A 25,302-nucleotide genomic window follows, 5' to 3' on the forward strand; every position below is an offset into this window, starting at 1 on the left:
GTCGGCACAGGTTGAGACGCGATCATATAGCGCCTGCATGGCCAGACAAGCATGCATCCATTATGCGATCGCGTACCCCACCGGATAATTTTCCGGTGGTTAATGGTGCGAAGGACCAGGGGCAAGATGATACCATCTGAGTTCATCTTGCCCAGCCGTCAGCTTTCGACGGCTGGTCTAGCCGGTCTTTTGGCCGACGATGCGGTTGGCGGCGGAAACCACGGCTTCCAGCGAGGCGGCGACGATGTTGGTGTTGATGCCGGCGCCGAACAGCTTGCCGCCGGGATGCTCCATCTCGACATAGGAGATGGCCGAGGCATTCGAGCCGCGCTGCATGGAGTGCTCGGAATAGTCGAGCACCGACATCGGCACGCCGACATGGCGCGACAGCGCGTCGACGAAGCCGTCGATCGGGCCAGTTCCGGAGCCTGATATCGTCACCTCCTTGCCCCTGTCGAGGATGACCGCCTCCACCGCACGCCGGCCCTTGGTCTCGATGTCCGGATAAGTGTGGTGGTCGAGGAATTTCAGCCGCGCGCCGGGTTGGTCGACATAGGTGTCGAGAAAGCGCTCGTAGATGCGCTTGGCCGGCACCTCCTTGCCTTCGGCGTCGGTGATCGCCTGGATAGCTTGGCTGAACTCGATCTGCAGGTTGCGCGGCAGGTTGAGGCCGTAATCCGCCTGCAGCACATAGGCGATGCCGCCCTTGCCGGACTGCGAGTTGATGCGGATGATCGCCTCGTAGTTGCGCCCGACATCGGCCGGGTCGATCGGCAGATAGGGGACTTCCCAGTACGGCGTGTTGGCTTTGCGCAACGCCTTCATGCCCTTGTTGATGGCATCCTGATGCGAACCGGAAAAGGCCGTGTAGACGAGCTCGCCGACATAGGGATGACGCTCGGGGATCTTCAACTGGTTCGAATATTCGTAGACGTCCTTCATCCGGTTGATGTCGGAGCAATCGAGCTCGGGGTCGACGCCTTGCGTGTACATGTTGAGCGCCAACGTGACGATGTCGACATTGCCGGTGCGCTCGCCATTGCCGAACAGCGTACCTTCGACGCGGTCCGCGCCCGCCATCAGGCCGAGTTCGGTGGTGGCGATGCCGGTGCCGCGGTCGTTGTGCGGATGCAGCGAAATGAGCAGGTTCTCACGGTTGTCGAGGTTGCGGCACATCCATTCGATGCGGTCGGCATAGATATTGGGTGTCGACATCTCGACCGTGGACGGCAGGTTGATGATCAGCTTGTTTTCCGCCGTCGGCTTCACGATCTCGGTGACGGCGTTGCAGATTTCCAGCGCCACTTCGAGCTCGGTACCGGTAAAGCTCTCCGGCGAATATTCGAAACGATAACCGCCGCCGGCTTTCGCCGCCATGTCGGTGATCATCTTGGCCGCATCGGTGGCGATCCGCCTGATGCCGGCGACGTCCTTTTCGAAGACGACGCGGCGCTGCAGTTCGCTGGTCGAATTGTAGAAATGCACGATCGGGTTGGTGGCGCCCTGCAGCGCCTCGAAGGTGCGGGTAATCAGTTCCGGCCGGCACTGCACCAGCACCTGCAGCGAGACATCGGCTGATACATTGCCCTCTTCGATGCACCAGCGGGCGAAATCGAAATCGGTCTGCGAGGCCGACGGGAAGCCGATCTCGATCTCCTTGAAACCCATATCGAGGAGCAGGGCGAACATGCGCGCCTTGCGCTCGTGGCCCATCGGGTCGATCAGCGCCTGGTTGCCGTCGCGCAGGTCGACCGAGCACCAGATTGGCGCCTTGTCGATGACCTTCGAAGGCCAAATACGGTCGGTGAGACCGACGGTCGGGTAAGGTTGGTATTTGCGGGCTGCCTCCGGCATGCCCCGGGCTGCCTTTGCCCCAGGCTTGCCGATCTCCCCGCCATTTGGACGGATGTCTTCTCGTGCGTTCATTGTCGTCTCTCCCGGCGGCTCGCGGGATCCGCCTTCAGGCGGATTTGGTGCCGAGCGGCGCCTTTACCAGATATTCATTCGCTTGATGTGACTTGCCAAGGAGCATGCGCGTGAGCGGCGGTTCGACCGCCGGGCGCTCCTTCAGCGAACCCGGCGATCGCCGATAAGGCCGAGAAGCAGCAGGGTGGAAGCAAGCGCGCGCGCGGTCTCGCCGGCAAAGCCGGTCTGACGGGAAGCGACGGAGGTGGCGCGCGTGTTCATGGCGGTTCTCATACAGGAGCAGCCAAAGCGAGGCAAGTGGGCTGCGACAGTGGTGTCGTAAAGCAGATGAGTTGTCCGGATTAGGTAGCACATGAGTTGTCCGGTTTTATCGCCGCCAATGGAGGCTGGGGATGAAACGAGCAGCATGGGGAGACCATCGACATACCCTGGCTTTATCGGCATGGGCGCGAGGCCGGCGCCGCCGGACTGCTGCCGGTGACGACGGAGATCAGAAGCGGTAGCGCAAGCTGCCGAACAGCGAACGGCCTTCATCGCGGTAGCAATAGCCGGCCGAACAGATGGTCTTCTGATTGTCGAACAGGTTCTTAGCATTGACCTGCAGCTTCACGCCTTCGAGCATGGGGTTGCGGTAGCCGAAATCGTAGGAGAGCGAAGCGTCGACGAAGGCGCGTGCATCGTTTTTGAAAGTGTTGGTGTCATCGCCGTAGCTGCTGCTGGCGACGCGAACGCCTGTGCCCAGCCCCAGCCCCTCCAGCGTGCCGTTTTCGAATTGGTAGTGTCCCCAAAGCGACAGGATGTGATTTGGCGTCGCCGACAGTTCCTTGCCCACGGTTCCGTCGGCGCCGCGTTCGATTTTCACCCGCAGATAGGTGTAGGAGGCAATGAAGCTGAAGCCGTTGTCGAGGGAGGCATTGGCTTCCAGCTCGACGCCGCGCGAGTTCAGGTCGAGCTGGCGCTGCTTGTTGATGCCGTCCCAGACCTGGAAGACGACACCGTCCTTCTGGTCGATGTCGAACAAGGCGGCGCTGACGGTCGCGTTGTAATCCGGAATTTCGTATTTGACGCCGATCTCCTTTTGCGTCGCGATGGTCGGGCGGGCGACACGGGAAACATTGCTGCTGACGTCGTCATAGACGAAGCCGATGTTGGGCGAGAACGACGTCGAATAGTTGACATAGGGCGTTAAGCCCCATTCGGTTTGATAGGACAGGCCGAGCCGGCCGGAGAAGGCGCTGTCGTCCTGCTCGGACTGAGTGAAGTCGGCGGCGGTGGAGGTGGTGTCGACCCAGTCGTAGCGACCGCTGGCGAACAGGGTGAGATCGTTCCACTCCATCTGGTCATGCAAATAGACGCCGACCTGGTTCATCTCCTGCCCGCCGGCGTAGGGGACCGGAGCGGCCTTGATGTCGTCGACGGAGACGTAGGACAACCCGCTGCCGGCATCATAGTCCGACCAGGCGTAGTCGACGCCGGCTACCGCCGTGTGCCTGACCGGGCCGGTATCGAACTCGAACTGCGCCATGTTGTCGACGACGAAGTTCTTCATGTTCTCGGTGTAGTGGCCCCAGTAGCGCAGGAGATCCGGGCCGCTCGGATAATGACCGCTATATTCGATGTCGCTGTCGACGGCGTTGTAGCGAAGGTTCTGCCGGACCGTCAGCACGTCGTTGAAGCGGTGCTCGAATTCGTAGCCGATGCGGCCCTGGGTCTGGTCAAGATCGTTCCAGGCAGGGTCGCCCTCATAAACGTTGGACAATACGCCATAGGCTGAATTGTAGAACGCGGCCGTACCGCCCGTGACGGATTTCGAATATTCGCCGAGAATGGTCAGCTTGGTATCCTCGTCCGGCTTGAAGGTGACCGCCGGCGCCAGATAGATCTTGTCGTCGGGATAGCCGGAGAGGTCGGTGTCGCTTTTGCGGCCGAGGCTGGTGAAGCGGTAGAGGATACTGCCGTCCTCGTTCACCGGCCCGGAAGCGTCAAGCCCCGCCTGGAAGCGATTATGCTCGCCCATGAGCATTTCGACTTCGCGGTACTGCTCCTCCTTGGGGCGTTTGGTGACGACGTTGACGATGCCGCCCGGACCGCTGACGCCATAAAGGGACGAAGCCGGGCCTTTCAGGATGGTGACGCCCTCGATGCCGTAAGGCTCCGTCTTGAACCAGGCCGAAGGGCCGTTGTACTGGCGCAGCCCATCGCGGAACATGCCATTGTAGAAGGCCTGGAAGCCGCGCAGAAAGAACGCGTCGTAGCGAGTATCGAAGCCGAAACTGTTGGGATTGGCACTGGCCGTGTAATTGAGCGACTCATTCAGTGTGCGCGGCTTCTGGTCTTCGATCTGCTTCTGCGTCACCACCGAAACGGCCTGCGGAATCTTGGCGATCGGCGTGTCGACCTTGGTGCCGATGCGGTCCTTCTTGGCGACATAGCCATCTTGCACCAGAATCTCGTCGCTCTCGGCGTCCACCAATATCTTATCGAGGACGGTGATGTCTCCGCCGTCCTGGGCGTGAGCCAGCCCGGACTGGCCGAGCATCGCGGCGCCGCCCAACAATGTTATCCCCAAGCGCCATGCCGTCGGTCGTGTCCGCATTAACTCGTCTCCACTCTCGTACAGGGTTGCGGTCACGCGCTCTCAAATTTGAGTATTTGAGTCAAGTATTTTTTCAACTTGCGCTCCGGCTGGCCGGGATTGTCGCCGGGCGGCAAAACGCGTCCGGTTTCCGAGGAGCCGGCTACGAATGCAGGGGAAGACGCGGCAGGTCCTTATTCCCTCAGGCTTCGCGCCACCAGCCGCGCCACGCTCGGCCCGACCAGCAGCACGACGAGGAAGCGTGCCGATTGCAGCGCCATGACGAAGGAGATGTCGACGTGCTGCGCGGCGGCGGCGATGATGGCGACGCTGTCCATGCCGCCGGGGCTGGTCGCCAGATAGGCGGTCAGCGGATCAATGCCGATCAGATGGCTGATCATGTAGCCGAGCCCGCCGCAGAAGGCGATGAGGATGATGATCGAGCCGACGATCTGCGGCAGCGCCCTCGTCGCATGGCGCAGAATTGCCCGGGTGAAATTCAGGCCGATGGTCCAGCCGATCATCGTATAGCCGAGGGCGAGCAGCCAGGGCGGCAACTGCATCGTGACGCCTAGTCCGAGATGGACCGCGGTGCCGAAAATGAAGGTGCCGAGGAAGAAGGGCGACGGCAGTCTGAGCAGCTTTCCGATGAGACTGCCGACGAGCGCCACGCCAAGTGTTGCGGCAAAGGCTGCCGGCTCGATCGGCGGGAACCAGACGATTGCCGGGATCTCGATGCCTGAAGTGTCGACCCACAATTTTGCGACGATGGCCGCTGTCATCGAGACGAAGATGACGCGCAGATACTGCATGAAGGCGACGAGGCGCTGGTCGGCTCCAAAGGCACCGGCCATCAGCACCATGGCGGTGGCCGCGCCCGGCGATGAGCCCCAGACCGCGGTGGTGCCAGGCAGGATGCGCCAGCGGCTGATCAGCCAGCCGAGCAGGCTGGATGCCGCGACGGTCGCCACCACGGTGCCGAGGAACAGCGGCCATTCCTTGTAGAAGACCGGAAAGATGTCGGCTGAGATCGAACCGGCGACAAGGCAGCCGACGATCGCTTGGGCGGCGCCGAACAGAGGGCGCAGCACGCGCACCGTGGCGCCGTTGGTCCCGGCCAGGATCGCCGCCAGCATCGGTCCGATCAGCAGCGCCGCGGGCAAGGCGGCGAACTCCAGTGCGCCAGCGAACAGGATCGAGAAAATCAGGAGGGCCAGCCACTGCCAGACTTTGGGCATTCGCGCCATGCGTTCGACGGTCGGCTGGTCTGGCAAGGAGTCCATTTTTTTGGTCTTAGACCCGAAGAGGGGAGATGCGAACCCCGCGGCGGCGAAAAATGCGTCCGCTCTCAGGCGTCAGCCGGTTTTGACGGCGGGCAGGCCGAAGCCGCCTACCGGCTGGGTCTCGACCTGGAATTCGAAGCCGGCGATGATCGGCCGCGCCTTGGCGATCGCCGCCTGGACTTCCGGCAGTTGCAGCGAAGCCTTGTGGCTTGCCTGGTCGGTCCACACCTCGGTCACCCAGATCGCGTCGGCATCGGCCGGATCGGTGGCGATGATGTAGCTCAGGCAGCCAGGCATGGCGCCGGTGCTGGCAAGCAGGACATCCATGATCGCGTCGCGCTGGCCGCGCGTTGCCCGCATCTTGCCGATCAGACCGTACATTGCCGTTTTCTCCATTGGCTTGCGCGACAAGTATGCAGGTCGCCGCTCACGGCATCAACTGGCCACCATTCACCTCGATCACCTGGCCGGTGATGTAACCGCTCAACAGAGCCGAGGAGAGGAACAGATAGGCGCCGACGCAGTCCTCGGGCGTGCCGGCGCGGCCCTGCGGAATGGTGGCCACCATGGCCTTCATCTGCTCGTCGGTGGAATAGCGCTCGTGGAAAGGTGTCGCGATGGTGCCCGGCGCCACGGCGTTGACGCGGATGTTGAAGCCGATCAGTTCCTTGGCCATGCCGCGGGTCACATTGGAGACGAAGGCCTTGGCCGAGCCGTAAAGGCCGGCGCCGCCGCCGGCGCCATTGCGCGCTGCGATCGACGAGGTGTTGACGATGAAGCCGCCTTGGCGCTTCAGCCATGGCATCGCCTTGCGCGAGGCCGTCAGCACGGAGCGGGCGTTGAGATCCATCACCGCGTCGTAATGCGCCTCGGTCTGCTCGGCATAGGGCACGCGCCCAAGCATGCCGCCGGCATTGTTGACCAGGCCATCGAGCCGGCCGAAGTGTTGAGCGCTGTCCTCAACGACGCGCTCGACATCGGCGGGGACCGAGAAATCGCCCTGGACGAGGAATACCTCGCCGCCGCCGTTGCGGATGGTCCCGGCCAGGTTTTCGGCAGCCGCCCGACTTGAATTGTAATGCAGCGCGACGCGGCATTTCTGTGCGGCGTAGGCCAGTGCAAGTGCCGCCCCGATGCCGGTCGAAGCGCCGGTGATCAGCACCGCTTTGCCGGCGAGGTCGGGGATGACCAGGGTGGGGATGACGAGGCTGGTTGTGATGGCTGGCACGTCTATTCCTCCGGGACTCTTGCCTACTCTTCGTAGAGGCTCGCCGCCCTCATGTTCAAGTCCGAAGGGACTCAGGGCCGCAAATAGGCGTAGCCCTGGCGCTGCAATTCGGCGAGCTTGACGACGCCACCGGTCTCGGCGGCATGGAAGCCATCGAGCAGATCAGTGAGCGCAACATCCATGCCGTGCATTGTATTGGCGCAAGCATGCGGGGCCAGCCCGTCGCGAACCAGGCTGGAAAAACGGCTGGAGATGGCTGCGGACGCGCTCTTCGACTTGAAAGCGGCGAGTGCCGGGCCATGCACGACCAGCACGATGTCGACCTTGCCGCCGGTGCCGTCATAGTGGTTCCTGATGTTGCCAAGCACGAAGCCGACCTTGTCGAGATCACTGAGGTGATAGGCGACCTTTTGCCTTTCCTCCTCAACGGCACCCGCCTGGACCTGGCGCAGTCCGAAAAGGCCGGTGGCTCCGGCAAGTGCCACGCGAAAAATGTCGCGGCGCCGCATGACTTCCTCCTCCTGTTGCCGGCTTCGCAAATTGCGTGGCCTCGGCCTCGATCCTAGCATAAATTGGAGCCACGTCCTGTCGGGCGAGGAGGGGCACATGATTTCGAAGACCATTATGGGCGCCGGACTTGGTGTCGCCTTGCTTGCCGCACTTGCCGGCACGGCGTACGCCGATGATGCACGCGAGCTCACCGAACTCAGCCCGGACGGCAAGGATGCCTGTTTCGGGCGTGTTTACGATGCAGCGCATCTGAAGGCGCATTCGCACCAGAAGGTGGCGCGGATCTTCTTCTACCATGGCAACGATCCGGTCAGCCACCCGAACGAGGAGCCGAGCAGCGGTCCGTCCGGCTACACGGGCTTCTTGGCCACGACGGTGCGCGGCGCCAAGAAGCCAGAGTGGGTCGGCGGTTGGTGCGGCAAGGGCGATCCGCAGTCGAGCGAGATCCACTGTGGCATGGAATGCGACCGCACCATGGCCTCACTTAACGTCGATGAAAAAGGCCGGCTGATCGTCTCTGGCGTGCAGCGCAACCTTTATCTCGATGCCGGCGCCGAGGAAGAGTTGGGCGAAAAGGAATATGCCAAGCAGGCACTCGGCACCGAGGATGACGGCTTCCGACTCGACCGCATGCCGGCGGAGACCTGTAAGGCCGAATTCGCGCGCATCGATCCGGTCGATCCGGCGCTGGGAGCGCCGCTGCGCGAGCGGCTGAAACCGGACCAGCCCTTCTGCTACGGGCGCGACTACGATGCCGCGCATCTTGGCTCGCATCCAGATCAGCTCACCCAGACCATCCGGGTTTTTCGGGGCCCGATCGAGCTGGCCTCCTTCGTCAAGGACGGCGATCCCACAAACTGGCCAAACGGCGCCGACATCGCCGTCTCCGTCACCACGCGCCAGAACGCCGCCGAGGTCACGCAGAGCTACAGTTGTGAAGGCGAAGCGGACCAGTGGCGCTGTGCGGCGAGCACCAAGATCAGCGACTTTGCCTGCGATATGGCGGCCAGGGAGTTCTATCTGCGTCGCGGGGTCAACGGCACGATGATGCTGGCCAACCCCAACAGCAGCCTGCCGATCGTGGACTTGTGCTCGAAGGCGGCAGAAGGCGACACCAAATCAGACGACAAGGTCTACCGGCTGAACCCGATGCCGCAATCCGCCTGCACGCCTTGAGATTTGTGGCAGGCCATCTTGTCTATGTGACGAAGTGGTATATATCTTTGCCATATAGCATTGAGGAGATTGGCACGATGGAAAAAGCAAAGGTGTTCTGGTCAGGCCGCTCGCAGGCGGTGCGGCTGCCAAAGGAATTCCGTTTCGAAACTGACGAGGTTTCGATTCGCCGCCATGGCCAGAGTATAATCCTCGAACCGCTCGCGAAGGATTGGGCTTGGCTCGACCAGGTGATAGGTCCGCTCGACGATGATTTCGCCGAGGCAGCACTGGAACGTCCAACTGAGCAGGATCGGCCGGCTTTGGATGACGTTTTCAAGTGATCTATCTGCTCGATACCAATGCCGTCATCGCGATCATGAAAGGCGACGCGGATCTGCAGGCGCGGCTCAAGCCACACAGGCCGCAGGATTTCGCACTTTCGGCCATTGTCGTGCACGAACTCTACTACGGTGCTCAAAAGAGCCAGCGAAAGGCCGACAATCTAGCACGCATCGAAGCGCTGCAGTTCCCGGTGCTCGAATTCGATCGGGAAGATGCAAGGCGTGCCGGCGAGATTCGGGCGACGCTCGCGACGTTGGGAACTCCGATCGGTCCCTACGATGCGCTGATCGGCGGGCAGGCGCGTGCCCGGAACCTCACGTTGATAACCCGCAAGGTCCGGGAATTCGAGCGGATCAAAGATCTCGCAGTCGAGACGTGGTGAGCAACTTCATGCGAACGGTACGGCCGTCGTGCCCTTGGGCAGTTTTGCCTCGTCGTCGGGCTCGACATGGATGGTGACGCGAACCGAGGGGATTTCTGCCTTCAGCGCGTCCTCGATGCGGTCACAGATGACGTGGCTGGCGCCCACCGACATGTCGGCATCGACGACCAGGTGGAATTCGATGAAGGTGGCGCGGCCGGCAATACGCGTCTTCAGATCGTGGACTTCCATCGCGCCCTTGCAATTGGCCGAGATGAGGTCGCGGATGCGCATGTGCTCCTGCGTGTCGACGGCGCGATCCATGAGGCCGCTCAGCGATTCTCCAGTAAGCTTCCAGCCTTGGTAGAGAATGTTCACCGCCACGAGGAGCGCAAGCAGCGGGTCGAGGATTTGCCAGCCGGTCATCACTGCGGCGACAAGGCCCACGATGACACCAACCGAAGTCAGCACGTCGGTCATGATGTGCTGGCCGTCGGCGACCAGCGCCGGCGAACGTTTGGCGCGGCCGTTGCGGATCAGCAGGAAGGCCCACATCGCGTTGACGAGAGCCGCGACGGCGTTGATCGTCAAGCCTTCCCAGGGCTGTTCGAGCGGTGCCGGGTTTTGCAGCGACTGCCACACCTTGGCTATGATCAGCAGCGCCGCCACGACGATCAGCACACCCTCAAGTACCGCGGAGAAATACTCGGCCTTGTGATGGCCGAACGGATGGTCGCTGTCGGCCGGTTTATGGCTGATGCGGATCGCCCAGAGAGCGGCGGTCGCGGTGATGACGTTGACGATGGATTCCAGCGCGTCGGAATAGAGGGCGACAGAGCCGGTGATCCGCCAGGCAGCAAACTTCAGTCCCATTACCAGGAAGGCGACGATGATCGACCAGAAGGCGAGGCGCGCGACCTTGCGCTTGGCGGCCGCGTTTGCTGCGGTCGCCGTCCTGTTTTCCGTTTCGGCCATAGTGGCTAAGCCGCCTTTTCTTTGGCCTTGCGCGGCAGATGCGCAACGATGTTCTCGATGATGCGCATGCCGGCGTTGTGGCCGAGCGTCATGATCGATTCCGGGTGGAACTGCACCGCGGCGATCGGCTCCTTGCGGTGCTCGAAGGCCATGATGACGCCTTCTTCCGTCTCGGCCGTGACGATGAAGCCGTCGGGCAAGCGCACCGGGTCGGCGAAGATCGAGTGATAGCGGCCGACCGTCACCTCCTTGGGCAGGCCGGAAAAGATGATGCCCGGCTTCGACACGCGGATGCGCGACGGCTTGCCATGCATCGGCACGTGCAGTTGGCGCAGTTCCCCGCCATAGGCTTCGGCCAGCGCCTGCAGGCCGAGGCAGACGCCGAAGATCGGCAGGTCGCGCGCGCGGGCCCGTTTGATGGTGGCGGCGCAGTCGAAGTCCTTCGGCGTGCCGGGACCGGGCGACAGCACGACCAAGTTTGGCTTCAGCCGGTCGAAGACCTCATCCGGCACCGGCGTGCGCACGGTCGACACATTGGCGCCGGTCTGGCGGAAATAGTTGGCCAGCGTGTGAACGAACGAGTCCTCGTGGTCGACCAGCAGGATGTTGACGCCGTCGCCGACGCGCGCGGTGCTGCGTTCGGTCTCGGCGGCATTGCCTAATTTGGCGTCGCGGATGGCGGAGATCATGGCGGATGCCTTCAGTTCGGTTTCGGCTTCTTCTTCCTCGGGAATGCTGTCGAAAAGCAATGTGGCGCCGGCGCGCACCTCGGCGATGCCGTCCTTGATGCGAATGGTGCGAAGCGTCAGGCCGGTGTTCATGTCGCCGTTGAAATTGACCATGCCGATCGCCCCGCCATACCAGGCGCGCGGGCTCTTCTCGTTCTGCTCGATGAAGCGCATGGCCCATAATTTCGGCGCGCCGGTAACGGTGACCGCCCAGGCATGCGACAGGAACGCGTCGAAGGCGTCCATGCCTTCGCGCAGCCGTCCCTCGATGTGGTCGACGGTGTGGATCAACCGCGAATACATCTCGATCTGGCGGCGGCCGATGACGCGCACCGAGCCTGGGTCGCAGACCCTGGACTTGTCGTTGCGATCGACGTCCGAGCACATTGTGAGTTCGGATTCGTCCTTCTTCGAATTGAGCAGCTTCAGGATCTGCTCTGAGTCGGAGATGGCGTCGTCGCCGCGCTTGATCGTGCCCGAGATCGGGCAGGTCTCGACGCGGCGGCCGTTGACGCGCACGAACATTTCGGGCGACGCACCTATCAGGTATTCGCCTTCGCCGAGATTGATGAAGAAGGAGTAGGGCGAAGGGTTAATCGCCTTCAACTTGCGGGAAATATCGGAGGGCGGCGTCTCGCAGCGCTCGTAGAACATCTGGCCAGGCACGACTTCGAACAGGTCGCCGCGTTTGAAACTCTCCATCGCCTTGCGCACCAGATTGGCATATTCGCCGGGGTCATGGTCGCCGCGCGGCGGGATGCGGTCGGCTATCTTGAACGGCTCGACGATTTCGTCGCGGGGCATTCCCTCGGTCGAAAACCCGTCGCCGGAATAATCGTAGCGGTCGGTCCAGGCCTTGGTCGAATAGTGATCGACGACCAGGATCTCGTCGGGCAGGAACAGCACAAGGTCGCGCTGGCTTCGTTCGCGCTCGAGCTTGTAGTCGACCGGATCGAACTGGAAGGCGAGATCGTAGCCGAAGGCGCCGTAAAGGCCAAGATTGGCGTCTTCCTCCGTCTTGAACAAGGCGGTGATGGCGCGCAGAACGGTGAAGACGGAGGGAACGCGGCTGCGTTCCTCTTCGGTGAAGACGCGGCCGGGCTCGGCCACGTCGAGGCGGATCAGTCTCTTCGACGTCTCGGCGATCGTCACGTCGTCAAACCCGCCGAGCGCCTTGCCGATCACCGGCAGAAGCACCTCGCCACGGCTGTTCAGCGCCTCGATGCGCATGGCGCGGCCGCGCGCCGAGATCACCAGCGGCGGGTCGATGATGGCGGTGTCCCAGCGCGTGTAGCGGCCGGGATATTCGTAATTCGAGGAAAACACGGCGCCACGGCGCGCATTCAGCCCGTCGATATAGGCGTCGATCGCACCTTCGTAAGGCCGGTCGTGGCGCTCGCGGGTAATCGTCACGCCACCGGCCGTGACGAAGCGCTCCGCCCCGTTCTCCAGAATTTTTGTCGTCATTGCCGTCTCCATCAGCGTCTTGCTATTTCAGCTTCTTGGGGCAACGGACCCGGGGATGGCTTGAAAAAACAAATGGCCGCCCGGACATTCCGTTGCGGCCACCCTCTATTTTCACGCGCACGCGTTCGAACAGGCCGCTGTCAGCGAGCCCACCACCAAACGGTCTTGATCGAGCGCATGTTCATGGGCGATTCCAATAGCGGCGATTGAACGGCCGCGCAACTGGATTCAAAGGGGAAGGGCTTGAGCCTCAGTCCTCCAGCGTCCCCGACCTTGCATCGGCGCTCTTTCTGTCGCCGACCAGCTTCAGCAGGTCTTCGCCGGCGCGGATAATGCGGCGGGACCGCCGTGTCAGGATGACGCCCGCCTGCGGCGCGAACACCTGCGTGCGGCCGCCGACCTCACCCGGCGCATGGACGATGGTGGCGAGAAGTGCGCCCTTTGCCACACGGTCGCCGGGCTTCACCTCATAGAGGATCGCGCCGGCCCGGGGCGCCGGCATCATGTCGATGTTTTCGAGCGGTGCGACGATACCGGTGAAAGAGCTTGGACCGGTAAAAGAGTTGGAGCCGGCAAACCCACCAGGCGCGGGCAGGGCCTGATCCTGGATCACGCCGCGCGTCACCAGCAGCCGATAGAGCCCTTTGGCGTCGGAGCCGGCCAGAGCGCCGTCGACATCGAGTATGCCGCGATACTCGACTGTGGTGGCGACGCGCCGGTCGAACCGCGCCACTTCGGCCGGGGCCTCCAGATACGGCATGATCGAGGCACCCTCGAAAGTGCCGTCGGTGTCCTCTTCCCACAGCACCACGGCATCGACGCCCATGGCAGCCGCACAATCAGCCATCGCTGGCCACAGGCTGGCGTGGATATAGAGATAGGCCAGGCCCTCGTCGTCGCAATGCAGGTCGAGGACGATGTCGTGGCCGATCGATAGCTGCAGCAGCCGGGTCTTCAGCCGCTGGTCGGCCGTGCCAAGCGCGGTGTCCGGCAAGAGCGTCGCGTCCGGCGCGGCCAGCAGCGGAAAGCCGCGGTTGAAGTTGGTGCGCGTGCCCAAGTGGAAACGGCCCTGATGCTCGCCGAAATGATACTGGGCGCGGCCGATCGGATTGGCTTGGGGCACCACGGTGATATTGCCCTTGACGCGGCCTTCCGCTTCGGCCTTTTCGAGCATAGGCATCAGCGCATCGATGGCGACGACCCCTGGCAGTTCGCCGGCATGAAGCGCCGCCTGCAGATAGGCTGACGGTGCCGACTTGTCCGCTCCTTCGAAGCGGAACACCGAAAATTCGTAGGAAATGCCCTCGCTGTCGCCGGCGATGCGCTCGATCGATTTCTGCATGGGAATGCCTCCAGGAACAGAGGCCGAACACATGCCCTTTCCCCAATACGCTGTCGATTGGTCCAGTCCGCGGCGCTATGGGCGCAACGAGCGCCGAAGCGCCCACTATTTAGGCCAGCGGCGTCAATTCCTGGGCTATGGTGGGCAGAAGTTCCGAGACGTTGGGGTGGATGTGCACGGCGCGCGCCAGCGTGCTGACCGGCGCCTTGGCGTACATCAGGTCGAGCACGCAGTGGATTGCCTCGTCGCCGCCAGGTCCGAGCACCGAACAGCCGAGGATTTCCTTGGTGTCGGCGTCGACCAGGATCTTCATGAAACCTTGCGTCTCGCCCTTTTCGATGGCGCGGCCGACGCGGGTCATCGGCCGCTGGCCGACCAGCGCGCGACGGCCGGACTTTCTTACCGCCGTCTCCGTCATGCCGCAGCGGCCGAGCGGCGGATCGATATAAAGGGCATAGGCCTCGATGCGGTCGCTCACCTTGCGCGGATCGTTGTCGAGAAGATTGGCGGCGACGATCTCGTAGTCGTTGTAGGAGGTGTGGGTGAAGGCGCCCTTGCCGTTGCAGTCGCCCATCGCCCAGATGCCGGGCACGCTGGTGCGCAACTGGTCGTCGACGACGATGAAGCCGCGTTTGTCGACCTCGACGCCGGCCTTGTCCAGGCCGAGATCGTCGGTGTTGGGAGTCCGGCCCACTGCCAGCAGCACATGCGAGCCGACCGCAGCCGCCTTGCCGGCAGAGAAAGTCACGGCGATGTCGTTGCCATGTTTGACAAAGCGTATATCGTCGGCGCCGAGATGGACGGCAATGGCCTCGTTTTCGAGGACGGACAGGACTGCGTCAGAGACATCCTCGTCCTCGCGGCCGATCAGCCGCGGGCTCTTTTCGATCACCGTGACCTCTGAACCGAAACGGCGGAACATCTGCGCGAATTCGAGCGAGACGTAGCTGCCGCCGACGACGACCAGATGGCGCGGCAGTTCGTCGAGATCCATCATCGACGAATTGGTGAGGTAGGAAATGTCGTTGACGCCTGGCAGGTCGGGCACCGAAGCGCGGCCGCCGGTGTTGAGGAATATCTTTTCGGCGCTCAGCAGGTCGTTGCCGACGCGCACGGTGTCGGCGGTAACGAAGCGCGCATGGCCGCGATAAAGCGTGCATTTGTCCATGCCGGCAATCCAGCTTTCGAGATTGCCGCGGGCGTCGTTCGACACCTTGTCCTTGCGCGCCTTGATCGCCTTGTAGTCGACGCCGACCGGGCCGGAGAGCGTCACGCCGTAGTCGGCGGCGCGGCGGGCCAGATGCGCGGCATAGGCGCTGGCCACCATGGCCTTGGTCGGCATGCAGCCGGTGTTGACGCAGGTGCCGCCGACCAGTTTCCGTTCGACCAGCGCCACGCTCATGCCGGCCGCCGTCAGCCGGCCGGCGAGCGACGGGCCTGCCTGTCCTGCGCCGATGATGATGGCGTCGAATGTCTTCGCCGTCATGCCACGGCCGCCACGATGAGAAGGCCGCCGATGATCGCCACCGCATCCTCGATGAAGGCGGCGGGCGGGTCCTTGCCGAAGGCGGCGGCCAGGCGTTTGCGTAGTTCGGCGCCGCCCAGCGTGCCGATCACCGCGCCGATGGCGCCGGCGATCAGGCCGCCGATGGTGGCGCCGCCGGTCGCGCCGATCACCGCACCGGTGAAAGCGCTCATGACGATGCGCGCGCCGAACTGCTGCGGCACCTTGCGGCTCGGCGTCGACGGTAATTGATCGGTGACCAGCTCGACGATGGCCAGGATGGTGAAGATGCCGACAGCGATCCAGTGGCCCATGAAACCAGCCCAGGTGCCGGCGACAGGCAGCCAGCCGAGATAAGCGCCCCAGGCGACGGCGGCGGGCGCCGTCATGGCGCGCAGGCCGGCGACGACGCCGATCAGAAGTGCAAGCGCGTACAGCATGATTGATCCCCTCAACAGCAGGGCTCAGGACAACCCTGCCGGAGCAGGCTAGCATAGGCGCGGCATTTGACCAGAGGTCTGCGATCTCTGGCGCAGCCCGATATTATGGACTGAGCTTTGACACCACGTCGAACCAGCATGCTAAGTTAGGAGGGCATCGCCTTGGACAGAAGCGAGCGTGTAAAAATGGCGGCGGGCGAGTGGTATACTTGCCTCGACCCAGAGCTGGAGGCACTGCGCATCGTCGCCCGCGACGCGGTGTTCGAGCATAATTCGCTGCCGCCCCGACGACGCGGCGACATGGGATCGGCCCTAAAGTCGCTGCTCGGCGCCGCCGGCGAGGGCGCCCGGATCGAAGCGCCGTTCCACTGCGCCTACGGTTTCAATCTCTTTCTAGGCGACGGCGTCTTCCTCAACGCCGGCTGCACCGTCCTCGATACGGCACCAGTTCGCATCGGCAAGGGGACGCTGCTCGGCCCTAATGTGCAGATCTATTGCGCCGAGCACCACAAGGAGGCAGCGGGTCGACAGGCGGGTCTGGAGATCGCCAAGCCGGTCGAGATCGGCGAGAATGCTTGGATCGGCGGCAGCGCCATCATCCTCGGCGGCGTCAGCATCGGCGATGGCGCCAACGTCGGCGCGGGTGCGGTGGTGACGCGCCACGTGCCTGACAATACCACGGTTGTCGGCAACCCGGCACGGCCGGTCAAGCGCGGCTGAGCATCCAGATCAGCGCGAGGCGGCGCGTTCGTCCTGGGCGCTCTTCGAGAATTCACGCCGGTACTGCACGGGCGAGGTTTTGAGCCGCGTCGCGAAATGCTGACGCAGCGAGGTGGCGCTGCCGAAGCCGGCCTCGAAGGCAACCATGTCCATCGATTTCTCCGTTGCTTCCAGCAGCCGCTGCGCCAGCGCGACGCGCTGGTCGGTCAGCCAGTCGCCGAAGCTGGTGCCGATCGATTTTTGGAAGCGGCGCGTGAAAGTCCGGCGGGTGAGGCCGGCGGTGGCGGCGACACTGTCCAGGCTGTGCGTCTCGCCCAGCGTCTTGCGCACCGTGTCGAGGGCCTGTGTGAAGCGGTCCGCATTCCCGGTCCTGGCGATGGGACGTTCTATGAACTGAGCCTGCCCGCCTTGCCGATGGGGAGAAAGGACGATCTGCCGGGCAAGGCGAAGGGCTGCCTCCGCGCCGTAGCGAGCCCGCACGAGATGGAGACAGCAGTCAAGCCCGGCGGCGACGCCGGCCGACGTCAAGACATCGCCATTGTCGATGTAAAGCATGTCGGCGTCGACGATGATGTCGGGATAAAGCGCCTGCAGCTGCTCGGTATAGGCCCAGTGCGTCGCGGCGCGCCGCCCCGAAAGCAGTCCGGTCGCGGCAACAGCGAAGGTGCCGAGACACAGTCCGACAATCAATGCGCCGTTCCGGTGCGCTCGCAGGAGCGCCTCTGCCAGAAACGTAGATGGCGGATTTTCGAGGTCTCGCCAGCTTGGGACGATCACAATGTCCGCGCCGTCGAGACTGCCAAGCCCATGCGGCGCGGTCACGGTCAACCCTGCTTCGGTATGGATCGGCCCGCTCTCGATTGCACAGATGCGGAAGTCGAAGCGCGGCAGGCCGAGTACCGTGCGATCCTCGCCGAACACCAGGCATGGCACGGAGAGGTGGAACGGGCTGATGCCATCGAAGGCGATGGCGGCAACGATCGGATCGGCCATGATGAGCACCAATGAGGATTAGCCCAAAGTGTCCCAATTCTTTCGAATAAAGTCAATTGGGACACTTTTCGCGATCCGGCGGCAGGCCTATCGTCGACCAATCGAAGCCAAACGGGAAAGGAAAACTCCATGTCGGAACCAGCCAAAGCGCCACGCCGCGCCCTCATAGTCGTCGACATCCAGAACGACTATGACGGCGGCAACCTCGCCATCCAGTATCCGCCGTTTCGCGACAGCGTGGTCAACGCGGCACGAGCTATGGACGCGGCCGCCGAGGCAGGCGTCAAGGTCGTGGTCATCAAGCAGTTGGCGCCCGAAACGTCACCGGTTTTCGCCGAGGGCAGCCATGGCGCCGAATTGCATCCCGAGATATCAACGCGAAGCCGTGATCATTATGTCGAAAAGACCTTGCCGAGCGCCTTCACCGGTTCGGACCTCGAGGACTGGTTGCGCGCCAACGCCATCGATACGATCACGATCGTCGGCTACATGACGCACAATTGCGATCTGTCGACCATCATCCACGCCGTCCATATGGGTTTTGCGGTGGAGTTCCTGTCCGACGCGACCGGCTCGGTGCCTTATGCCAACAGCGCCGGCTATGCTTCGGCAGAGGACATCCACCGCGTGGTGACGATCATTTTGCAGTCGCGCTTTGCCGCCGTTCTCAAGACCGCCGAATGGATCGACTGCTTGAAGACCGGCGCGCTGCCCGAACGCGACACGATCTACGCTTCCAACCAGCGTGCGCTGGCACGGAACGCCGCTTAGAAACTTGTCGCGGAGAAGCAAAAGAGGGCGCTGCAGCGATGCGGCGCCCCCTTATCATTCCGGCCTTCAAAGCCCTCAGAACAGCCCTTCGATCTGGCCGATCTCGTTGAGGAAGATCTTTTCCGAGGACGGAGCCTTGGGCAGGCCGGGCATGGTCATGACCTCGCCGCAGATGACGACGATGAAGCCGGCGCCGGCCGACAGCCTGACCTCGCGCACCGGCACGGTGTGGCCGGTCGGCGCGCCGCGCAGGTTCGGGTCGGTCGAGAAGGAATATTGCGTCTTGGCCATGCAGACCGGCAGTTTGCCGTAGCCGGCGCGCTCCCAGGCGTGGAGCTGGTCGCGCACCGACTTGTCGGCGATGGCTTCAGAACCGCGATAGATGCGCTGGACGATGGTGTTGATCTTCTCGAACAGCGGCATGGCGTCGGGATAGAGCGGGGCGAACTGCGACGCGCCGGATTCGGCCAGCGCCACCACCTTGTTGGCGAGATCCTCGATGCCGGCCGAGCCGTTGGCCCAGTGCTTGCACAGGATCGCCTCTTCGCCCATCGAGGCGACATAGTCCTTCATCGCCTGGATTTCAGCGTCGGTGTCGGAATAGAAATGGTTGATGGCGACCACCGCCGGCACGCCGAACTGACGGATGTTCTCGATGTGACGGCCGAGATTGGCGCAGCCCTTCTTGACCGCCTCGACGTTCTCGTGGCCGAGGTCTTCCTTCTTGACGCCGCCGTTCATCTTCATGGCGCGCACTGTGGCGACGATGACGGCTGCCGCCGGTTTCAGGCCGGCCTTGCGGCACTTGATATCGAAGAACTTTTCGGCACCGAGATCGGCGCCGAAACCGGCTTCGGTGACGACATAGTCGGCGAGTTTCAGCGCCGTCGTGGTGGCGACGACCGAGTTGCAGCCGTGGGCGATGTTGGCGAAGGGGCCGCCATGCACGAAGGCCGGGTTGTTCTCCAGCGTCTGCACGAGGTTGGGCTGCATGGCGTCCTTCAAGAGCACGGCCATGGCGCCGTCAGCCTTGAGGTCGCGGGCATAGACGGCCGACTTGTCTCGGCGATAGGCGACGATGATGTCACCGAGGCGCTTTTCCAGGTCCTTCAGGTCGGTGGCGAGACACAGGATCGCCATGACCTCCGAGGCGACCGTGATGTCGAAGCCCGCTTCGCGCGGGAAACCGTTGGCGACGCCGCCGAGCGAACAGATGATCTCGCGCAGCGCCCGGTCGTTCATGTCCATGACGCGGCGCCAGACGACGCGGCGGATGTCGATGCCGAGGTCGTTGCCCCAGTAGATGTGGTTGTCGATCAGCGCCGAAAGTAGATTATGCGCCGTGGTGATGGCATGGAAATCGCCGGTGAAATGGAGGTTCATGTCCTCCATCGGCACGACCTGCGCATAGCCGCCGCCGGCGGCACCGCCCTTGACGCCGAAATTGGGGCCGAGCGAGGCCTCGCGGATACAGACGATCGCCTTTTTGCCAATGCGATTGAGACCGTCACCGAGGCCCACCGTGGTCGTCGTCTTGCCTTCGCCGGCCGGCGTCGGGTTGATGGCGGTGACGAGGATCAGCTTGCCGTCCCTGTTTGCCTTCACCGACTTGATGAACTCGGCGGAGATCTTCGCCTTGTCGTGGCCATAGGGCAAAAGATGCTCGCTCGGAATGCCGATCTTCTGGCCGATCTCCTGGATCTGCTTCTTCTTGGCGCCGCGCGCGATCTCGATGTCGGACTTCACTTCGGCCATGGCGGCTTTCCTCTGGATTGGACGGTGGAGGGGACGGGTTTGATCAGTGTGGTCGCAAGCCTGTTCGAAACAGCCCGGCATTGCAGGCGAGGGCACGTTCTAACCCCGTCGCTGCCGTGGCGTCAACTTGCATGCAACTATGTTTCCTATGAAGAAAGATGACTCTGGTCTCCCGGTCGACCTGTTCCGGGTCTTTGCGCCCGGTTGTCGCGCCGTATAGAAGCCAGAGCACGCGCCGTTTCGCCGTCTCAAAACAGCCGCGGAATGCACGGAATGCGACAGGGTTCGGGCGCTGGTCGGCGCTTCGGGCGGTCGCGTTAGAATGCGCCGATCTGATGCATCAGACCCAAGCCGTCAAGTTGACCGAAATGTTCGACCACGATGCCGTTCTCAACGCGATCAATGTGAATCACACCAACCGAGACGCGATTTCCGCTCGGTTCGACGCCATGGAAGATGCCGGTGTGCGTGCCCTGAAAGCGGCAGCGCGTGACCACGCTGCCGGCTTCGCTGACATAGCCGTCGATGACGTGATGTCCGTCCGGGAATCCGACAAAGAATTCAGCCAGGGATTTCTGCCAGTCATCGAAGCCGATCGGGTTGGCGCTGCCGAGATGAACGGCCAGATCCGGAGAGGCCAGACTGGCCAGTTTGTCCCATTCCTGCGTGTCGATCGCGGCATAGAAGTTTCGAGCAACTTCCCGGATATCCATCTCGTGTCCTCGCTGGCAGCGCCCCGCGGTTGAGCGACGACGAAACGATCAGGTTCCACCTTTCACAATTTGCTTCGTTCACCGATCCAGAACGGACCTGACCTCGACGAGGTTCGATCGTACCCTAAGCACATAGAATCCCATCGTGGTGAGGTGGGTGGGCATGATCCAGCCATCCTCGCGGCCGTTGGAGATTATGAAAGGCCGGATGGCGAGCGCCGCCTTGAGCTGGCTTTCCACGTTATTCCACAGCGGTGTGAGGCCGCGATTGTCGATGACCTGCTGGAAGTCGTGACGCGCCGCCGTCAGGATGCCGTAATAGCCGTAGAGCTGGCCGTAGGCGAACCAGAAGCGGTCGTCAGCGCGCGTGTCGAACCAGCCGCTGTTGAAGTTCTGCGAACGGTCGCGGATCATGTCCGACGTCGAACCTATGTCGCTCGCGATCCGGTCGACGAACTGCATCAGATTGTCGGCGCGCGCGTTGAAGGCAGTCTCGCATTTCATGAGCCGGTCGTTGAAGGCGCGAAGGCTGGTCGCCGCCGTGCGATAGAAACTCGGCGTCGGGGTTTTCGGACCAAAGGGCCTGAGGCCGAAATACCAGGTTTCCTCGTCGAATGTGATCGCGCCGCGCGCATCCTGCAGGTTCTGGTCGATCTGGCTGGTGCCGCGGACGCGGCCCAGCGTGTCGACAAGCTCGATCGTGGTGCGCCGGATGGCCTGATTAACCCCGCGCTGGAAGGAGGCCTTGTTGTCGAGAAACGGCGTGTGGTCCCAGTCCATGCCGAAGAGCCCGAGCTTGTAGAGTATCATTGACGAGATCCATGCGTTCTCGTTGACGTTGAAATCGATGAGATCGGCCGCGACCTGGACAATGGCCGAGTTGGTGCAGGTCTTGACCTCTCCCTCGACGCCAGCGGCTTCCCCGGTGGCAGGAGGAGCGGGCTGCGCCGGGGCGGTTCCGGCCGGCTGCATGAAATTATACGCCTCCGCGTAGGCGGGATTGAAATTGCTCCAGACCTGCGTGTTCCAGATGAAGTAGCCGTAGAGTCCGATCAGCACGAGCAGTGCGAGGCCGAGCACCGCCTTCAGGATCCAGCCGCGCTGCGTGTACCAGCGCCCGGCCCACATGAACGGCCACAGGATGACGCCGATGACGAAACCGATGCCGCGGCCGATCCACTGGAAGATCCAGGTGAAGAAATTCACGATCGGATCAAGCATGGCGATGTCACCCCCTCAGTCAGTCAGGCCATAGAGGCGTGTGCGAAACGCCACCTTGTCTTTCAGATATGTGGTTTTCAGAACGTCCACAACATGCGATCGCCAGGCGTCGCTGAAGCCGCCATAGTCCCTGTAGAAGCCCGGTTTGTTGAAGACGTAGCGCGAGACGAAGTCCTGCGGCACGAAATCCGAGATCAGCTGGTTGGTCAGCCAGGCGTCGGGATGGTCGGGCTTGGCCCGGATCACCAGGAAACGCTGCTGCGGGAACACGTCCTCGATCTTGAGATAGCCGAGGTGAGCGATCTCGCGCTTGGCGGCGTTGAGAAAGGGAAAACTGCCGTCCCTGGCGATCAGGTCGGCATGGCCGTGGATCCAGGTCTGCAGCCAGACCTTGTCGACGTCGGTCAGATTGCGGTCGGGCTCGGCGTCGCGGATCAGCGCGCGCACCACCATTTCGGCGCGATGTTCGAGATAGCCTGACGTTTCGATCCATGAGGCTCGCGGCAGCTCGATGCGTCCGGTCGCGGCGAGGAACTTGAACACCCTGTCGGCATCATTGATCGAGAGGTAGCTCACTTGCCACGGCCGCGAGCGGCGGAAGCCGGGTGCTGCCGGGTCGCTGATCACGGTCGTCATGTCCGGGTCGACGAACACGTAGAGCCCGCCGAAATGGCTGGTCCAATAGGCGCTGTGGCGAAAGATCACCTGATCCGGCACCAGCGCGTTCTCGCGGATGTCGCCGCAGATCTTGGCCAGCTCCACCATGCGGGCGAGCATGGCGTTGTCGCGCCAGGCGTCCGGCTCCTGCTTCAGCCGGTCGACGAGCTTGCCGAGTTCGGCGGCCTTGCCGAGCACGTCCTCCGCCGACAGCACCTTGAACTCGACCTGGTTGATCGACAGCAGATCCTCGATGTCGTCGACCTTGGGAACCGAATCCTCGATCTCGCCATAGATGACATCCTTGATGGTCAGCGCGTCGATGGCGCGCTGGTTCTTCGACATGAACTCGAACATCAGTTGCGACGTGTTGGAAAAGGCGGTGTGCACCACCGGCAGGTCGATCTGCGACGGCGTCAGGATGATGAAGCGGCGGTTGATCTCGTTGGGATCGAGGTAGTTGTAGTCGCCGCATTCCTCGGCTACCTGCGGCGAGAAGCCGGTGCGGTCGATCTCGAAGCTCTTCAGCTTCGTCGGCTTCAGGCCGAAGGCGACCATAGCCTTGTTGTAGCGCTGGATGAGATGCGGCTCGTCGATGGTCAGAAGCCGGCCGTAGATCAGCTCATTCTCGCGCAGCAGCTCGGATTTCCTGGCGGGGCTCATCTATCCCTTCTTCCACAAGGGGGAAGGGGGCGTCGGCGCATCTCACGCATTCCACAGGCCCTTCTTCTTCATCTCCTCGATCTCGCGCACGGCGCGGTCGCGCAGGCGGGTTTCGCGGATCATTTTGGTCACCGCCGCGTCGTCGGACTTGTCGGAGTAGCGGAACTCCGAGTCGGCGTAGCGGTTGACCTCCTGCATGACCATGTCCATCGAGAACGGCCCACGCAGTTCCTCGATCATCGCCTTCTTGTCGTCGTAGCTCTTGTGAATGAAGACTTCCGGCTTCTCGAACCATTCGTCCGGCAGCTCGATGTCCATGGCGCGCATCTTGATCGCGTCGGTGACGTTCTTGATGGCGCGGCCGGTGAAGCGGGGTTCGGCGTCCTTGATCATGTGCAAATAGGTGCCGATGTCGGCCATCGACTTCGGCGCGCCGTTCTCCTTCATGTAGCGCTCATAGACCCGTATGAGCCCGTCTTCCCTGGGCTTCTCGTGCTCTTCATAGGCCTCCATCACCGCGCGCTGGATTTCCTGGGCGGCGTAGAGCTTGTGGTCGCCGAGCGGGATCTTGTGGTTCTTGCCGGCGAGCAGCACGAAGATGTCGATGTAGTCGTCGCGCGTTTGTGGCCCATCGACCAGCCAGCGCGCGCCGGCGCGCTGGCGCAGCGCGTCGTCGACATTTTCGGGATAGTTGGAAAACATGCCGAAGGAGCAGTTGCCGCGCACTACGGTCGCCGCGCCGGCAAAGGCATCCATCAGGACGCCGGTGATTTCCTGCTGGCCGGCCGAGGCGCGGTCGTCGGAACGGCGCGCCGCGACCTGGTCGATATCGTCGATGGTGCCGAAGCCGATGACGCGCGGGTTCAGCACATTGTTGATGAACTGGCGGCAGTTCTGGCCCGACTTGCCCTGGTAGGACGAGATCTGGTCGACGCCGAAATTCTCGTAGGCGAAGGGATAGCCGGCGACCTGGCAGTAACCGTTGACGAGGCCGGCGATCATCTGGATCAGCGTCGTCTTGCCGGTGCCGGGGGCGCCATCGCCGATGAAGGTGAACAGGAAGCCGCCGAGTTCGACGAACGGATTCAGCTCGCGCTCGAAGTCGTAGGCCATCAGCATCTTGGCGAGCTTCACCGACTGGTATTTGGCGATGTGGTTGCCGACGACCTCTTCCGGCTTCTTGAAGGTCATCACCAGCGGCTTCGACCGCTTGCCTGGTGCGACGTCGAAGCCGTCGAGGGTGAAGTCGTCGACGTCGATGCGGATATGCGCGTTCTCGAACGGGCCGATGCCGTCGAAGCGGGCCTTTCGCGCCAAAAGCCCGTCGATCGCGACACGGGCGAAGGCGCGCGCCCTGGTCATCAGGTCGGCGTCGTCCTTCGAGCCTGATATCGCCCTGTCGAGGCCAGCCACGATCGACTTAACCGCATCCTGCGGCGTGTCGAACAAGAAGTCCGGCTCGGGCGTGTCGTTCGGCGCCTCGCCGTCGCTGTCGATCAGCTGGTACAGATAGGAGGCGAGGCTGAAGGCCGAAATGTAGGCCGAAGCCGACAGCAACTTCTTGAAGGTGGCGGCATCGTCGCCTTCGAGCGGGGCGCGGGCGTTCCTCGCCTGCAGGCTTTCGAGGTCCGAACCTTCGGCGAAGACATCCGATATGGCCAGCGCAATCGCCAGCCCGCGCCGGGTGCGAAACAAAAGCATGTGCTGCGCAATGCTCAGCAGCTGGTCGTCGGGATGGATGGCGCCGACGGTCTTGGAAAGCTCGACCTCGCGCGTGCGCCGCACCGAGCCGACCGAGACGGTCGAGACGAAGCGGCGGTTGGTGCCGGCCAGCGCGGTGCCGGATTCACGTGATGGGTCCTCCAGCACGACGATGCGGGTGATGAAGCTCTGCGCGGTGGCGCGGTGCTTTTCGATTGCGGCTTCCGAAATGGTGGTCAGGCCGGTGTCCATGAAGGATGCTCCGCGGT

22 protein-coding genes are annotated in these 25,302 nt (G+C 62.9%); 5 read left to right on the forward strand and 17 right to left on the reverse strand.

From position 1 onward, the window contains the following. Positions 1-177: 177 nt before the first annotated feature. The 6 genes from leuA to IQ26_RS05385 all read right to left on the reverse strand — a co-directional run bounded on the left by leuA (position 178) and on the right by IQ26_RS05385 (position 7,521). Positions 178-1,926 carry a 2-isopropylmalate synthase gene (leuA, locus tag IQ26_RS05355; RefSeq protein ID WP_145714624.1) on the reverse strand — a complete coding sequence of 583 codons (1,749 nt, stop codon included), beginning with the start codon at positions 1,924-1,926 and terminating at the stop codon, positions 178-180. Positions 1,927-2,416: 490 nt separating this feature from the next. Further along, positions 2,417-4,522 carry a TonB-dependent siderophore receptor gene (locus tag IQ26_RS05365; protein WP_145714628.1) on the reverse strand — a complete coding sequence of 702 codons (2,106 nt, stop codon included), beginning with the start codon at positions 4,520-4,522 and terminating at the stop codon, positions 2,417-2,419. A gap of 173 nt (positions 4,523-4,695) precedes the next feature. Beyond that, the gene (locus tag IQ26_RS05370) at positions 4,696-5,784 is read right to left on the reverse strand and encodes an AbrB family transcriptional regulator (RefSeq protein ID WP_145714630.1); all 1,089 of its coding nucleotides are present in this window, start codon (positions 5,782-5,784) and stop codon (positions 4,696-4,698) included. Positions 5,785-5,856: 72 nt separating this feature from the next. Continuing rightward, complete coding sequence (locus IQ26_RS05375) at positions 5,857-6,165, reverse strand: putative quinol monooxygenase (RefSeq protein ID WP_145714632.1); 309 nt, start codon at positions 6,163-6,165, stop codon at positions 5,857-5,859. Between the two features lie 46 nt (positions 6,166-6,211). Further along, a complete protein-coding gene (locus IQ26_RS05380; RefSeq protein WP_407660237.1) occupies positions 6,212-7,003 on the reverse strand; it encodes an SDR family NAD(P)-dependent oxidoreductase in 792 nt (263 codons plus the stop codon). Positions 7,004-7,083: 80 nt separating this feature from the next. Next, a complete protein-coding gene (locus IQ26_RS05385) occupies positions 7,084-7,521 on the reverse strand; it encodes a DsrE family protein (protein WP_145714636.1) in 438 nt (145 codons plus the stop codon). A 97-nt stretch (positions 7,522-7,618) separates the two neighbouring features. Here IQ26_RS05385 and IQ26_RS05390 point away from each other — a divergent pair, with 97 nt between their 5' ends. The 3 genes from IQ26_RS05390 (at position 7,619) to IQ26_RS05400 (ending at position 9,404) form a co-directional block, all read left to right on the forward strand. Continuing rightward, entirely contained in the window at positions 7,619-8,698 is a 1,080-nt protein-coding gene (locus tag IQ26_RS05390) for a hypothetical protein (protein WP_145714638.1), read from the forward strand. 77 nt (positions 8,699-8,775) lie between these two features. Further along, positions 8,776-9,021, forward strand: a complete 246-nt coding sequence (locus tag IQ26_RS05395) for an antitoxin (protein WP_145714640.1) — start codon at positions 8,776-8,778, stop codon at positions 9,019-9,021. Further along, positions 9,018-9,404 (forward strand): type II toxin-antitoxin system VapC family toxin, encoded by a 387-nt coding sequence (locus tag IQ26_RS05400; RefSeq protein WP_145714641.1) that lies wholly within the window; start codon positions 9,018-9,020, stop codon positions 9,402-9,404. Before IQ26_RS05395 ends, IQ26_RS05400 begins: the two co-directional genes overlap by 4 nt. A gap of 6 nt (positions 9,405-9,410) precedes the next feature. On the opposite strand, the gene IQ26_RS05405 is transcribed toward IQ26_RS05400, so the two are convergent. The 5 genes from IQ26_RS05405 to IQ26_RS05425 form a co-directional block, all read right to left on the reverse strand. After that, a complete protein-coding gene (locus IQ26_RS05405; protein ID WP_145714643.1) occupies positions 9,411-10,358 on the reverse strand; it encodes a cation diffusion facilitator family transporter in 948 nt (315 codons plus the stop codon). 5 nt (positions 10,359-10,363) lie between these two features. Beyond that, positions 10,364-12,553, reverse strand: a complete 2,190-nt coding sequence (locus IQ26_RS05410; protein ID WP_145714645.1) for an anthranilate synthase — start codon at positions 12,551-12,553, stop codon at positions 10,364-10,366. A 250-nt stretch (positions 12,554-12,803) separates the two neighbouring features. Beyond that, a complete protein-coding gene (locus IQ26_RS05415; RefSeq protein ID WP_145714647.1) occupies positions 12,804-13,895 on the reverse strand; it encodes a M14 family metallopeptidase in 1,092 nt (363 codons plus the stop codon). A gap of 109 nt (positions 13,896-14,004) precedes the next feature. Further along, positions 14,005-15,381: an FAD-containing oxidoreductase gene (locus IQ26_RS05420; RefSeq protein WP_145714649.1), complete on the reverse strand. Its 1,377-nt coding sequence runs from the start codon at positions 15,379-15,381 to the stop codon at positions 14,005-14,007. Continuing rightward, complete coding sequence (locus IQ26_RS05425) at positions 15,378-15,839, reverse strand: DUF4126 domain-containing protein (protein WP_145714651.1); 462 nt, start codon at positions 15,837-15,839, stop codon at positions 15,378-15,380. Before IQ26_RS05425 ends, IQ26_RS05420 begins: the two co-directional genes overlap by 4 nt. Before the next feature lie 162 nt (positions 15,840-16,001). Between IQ26_RS05425 and IQ26_RS05430 the strand changes: the two genes are divergently transcribed. Further along, complete coding sequence (locus IQ26_RS05430) at positions 16,002-16,559, forward strand: sugar O-acetyltransferase (RefSeq protein WP_145714653.1); 558 nt, start codon at positions 16,002-16,004, stop codon at positions 16,557-16,559. A gap of 9 nt (positions 16,560-16,568) precedes the next feature. On the opposite strand, the gene IQ26_RS05435 is transcribed toward IQ26_RS05430, so the two are convergent. Next, positions 16,569-17,552, reverse strand: coding sequence for a helix-turn-helix domain-containing protein (locus tag IQ26_RS05435; protein ID WP_145714654.1), 984 nt, complete (start codon positions 17,550-17,552; stop codon positions 16,569-16,571). A 129-nt stretch (positions 17,553-17,681) separates the two neighbouring features. Here IQ26_RS05435 and IQ26_RS05440 point away from each other — a divergent pair, with 129 nt between their 5' ends. After that, positions 17,682-18,323 (forward strand): cysteine hydrolase family protein, encoded by a 642-nt coding sequence (locus IQ26_RS05440; RefSeq protein ID WP_145714656.1) that lies wholly within the window; start codon positions 17,682-17,684, stop codon positions 18,321-18,323. Positions 18,324-18,398: 75 nt separating this feature from the next. Here IQ26_RS05440 and IQ26_RS05445 read toward each other — a convergent pair whose 3' ends face one another. The 5 genes from IQ26_RS05445 to IQ26_RS05465 all read right to left on the reverse strand — a co-directional run bounded on the left by IQ26_RS05445 (position 18,399) and on the right by IQ26_RS05465 (position 25,285). Continuing rightward, positions 18,399-20,078, reverse strand: coding sequence for a formate--tetrahydrofolate ligase (locus IQ26_RS05445; RefSeq protein ID WP_145714658.1), 1,680 nt, complete (start codon positions 20,076-20,078; stop codon positions 18,399-18,401). A gap of 317 nt (positions 20,079-20,395) precedes the next feature. Then, on the reverse strand, positions 20,396-20,791 hold the full coding sequence (locus IQ26_RS05450; RefSeq protein ID WP_145714660.1) for an ester cyclase: 396 nt from the start codon (positions 20,789-20,791) through the stop codon (positions 20,396-20,398). Between the two features lie 78 nt (positions 20,792-20,869). Then, entirely contained in the window at positions 20,870-22,012 is a 1,143-nt protein-coding gene (locus IQ26_RS05455) for a DUF2333 family protein (RefSeq protein WP_145714662.1), read from the reverse strand. 15 nt (positions 22,013-22,027) lie between these two features. Further along, complete coding sequence (locus IQ26_RS05460) at positions 22,028-23,332, reverse strand: DUF6638 family protein (protein ID WP_145714664.1); 1,305 nt, start codon at positions 23,330-23,332, stop codon at positions 22,028-22,030. A gap of 42 nt (positions 23,333-23,374) precedes the next feature. Further along, entirely contained in the window at positions 23,375-25,285 is a 1,911-nt protein-coding gene (locus IQ26_RS05465; RefSeq protein WP_145714666.1) for an AAA family ATPase, read from the reverse strand. Positions 25,286-25,302 lie beyond the last annotated feature (17 nt).

Source organism: Mesorhizobium tianshanense, from assembly GCF_007830515.1.
In the GTDB taxonomy this organism is placed as follows: Bacteria; Pseudomonadota; Alphaproteobacteria; order Rhizobiales; family Rhizobiaceae; genus Mesorhizobium; species Mesorhizobium tianshanense.

Bases quoted from the DNA above. Each gene is read 5' to 3' on its own strand.
- IQ26_RS05370 (WP_145714630.1), bottom strand. From the start codon at position 5,784: ATGGACTCCTTGCCAGACCAGCCGACCGTCGAACGCATGGCGCGAATG.
- IQ26_RS05460 (WP_145714664.1), bottom strand. From the start codon at position 23,332: ATGAGCCCCGCCAGGAAATCCGAGCTGCTGCGCGAGAATGAGCTGATC.
- IQ26_RS05410 (WP_145714645.1), bottom strand. From the start codon at position 12,553: ATGACGACAAAAATTCTGGAGAACGGGGCGGAGCGCTTCGTCACGGCC.
- IQ26_RS05435 (WP_145714654.1), bottom strand. From the start codon at position 17,552: ATGGCCGATCCGATCGTTGCCGCCATCGCCTTCGATGGCATCAGCCCG.
- IQ26_RS05445 (WP_145714658.1), bottom strand. From the start codon at position 20,078: ATGGCCGAAGTGAAGTCCGACATCGAGATCGCGCGCGGCGCCAAGAAG.
- IQ26_RS05425 (WP_145714651.1), bottom strand. From the start codon at position 15,839: ATGCTGTACGCGCTTGCACTTCTGATCGGCGTCGTCGCCGGCCTGCGC.
- IQ26_RS05390 (WP_145714638.1), top strand. From the start codon at position 7,619: ATGATTTCGAAGACCATTATGGGCGCCGGACTTGGTGTCGCCTTGCTT.
- IQ26_RS05455 (WP_145714662.1), bottom strand. From the start codon at position 22,012: ATGCTTGATCCGATCGTGAATTTCTTCACCTGGATCTTCCAGTGGATC.
- IQ26_RS05395 (WP_145714640.1), top strand. From the start codon at position 8,776: ATGGAAAAAGCAAAGGTGTTCTGGTCAGGCCGCTCGCAGGCGGTGCGG.
- IQ26_RS05375 (WP_145714632.1), bottom strand. From the start codon at position 6,165: ATGTACGGTCTGATCGGCAAGATGCGGGCAACGCGCGGCCAGCGCGAC.
- IQ26_RS05405 (WP_145714643.1), bottom strand. From the start codon at position 10,358: ATGGCCGAAACGGAAAACAGGACGGCGACCGCAGCAAACGCGGCCGCC.
- IQ26_RS05415 (WP_145714647.1), bottom strand. From the start codon at position 13,895: ATGCAGAAATCGATCGAGCGCATCGCCGGCGACAGCGAGGGCATTTCC.
- IQ26_RS05420 (WP_145714649.1), bottom strand. From the start codon at position 15,381: ATGACGGCGAAGACATTCGACGCCATCATCATCGGCGCAGGACAGGCA.
- IQ26_RS05465 (WP_145714666.1), bottom strand. From the start codon at position 25,285: ATGGACACCGGCCTGACCACCATTTCGGAAGCCGCAATCGAAAAGCAC.
- IQ26_RS05450 (WP_145714660.1), bottom strand. From the start codon at position 20,791: ATGGATATCCGGGAAGTTGCTCGAAACTTCTATGCCGCGATCGACACG.
- leuA (WP_145714624.1), bottom strand. From the start codon at position 1,926: ATGAACGCACGAGAAGACATCCGTCCAAATGGCGGGGAGATCGGCAAG.
- IQ26_RS05440 (WP_145714656.1), top strand. From the start codon at position 17,682: ATGTCGGAACCAGCCAAAGCGCCACGCCGCGCCCTCATAGTCGTCGAC.
- IQ26_RS05385 (WP_145714636.1), bottom strand. From the start codon at position 7,521: ATGCGGCGCCGCGACATTTTTCGCGTGGCACTTGCCGGAGCCACCGGC.
- IQ26_RS05365 (WP_145714628.1), bottom strand. From the start codon at position 4,522: ATGCGGACACGACCGACGGCATGGCGCTTGGGGATAACATTGTTGGGC.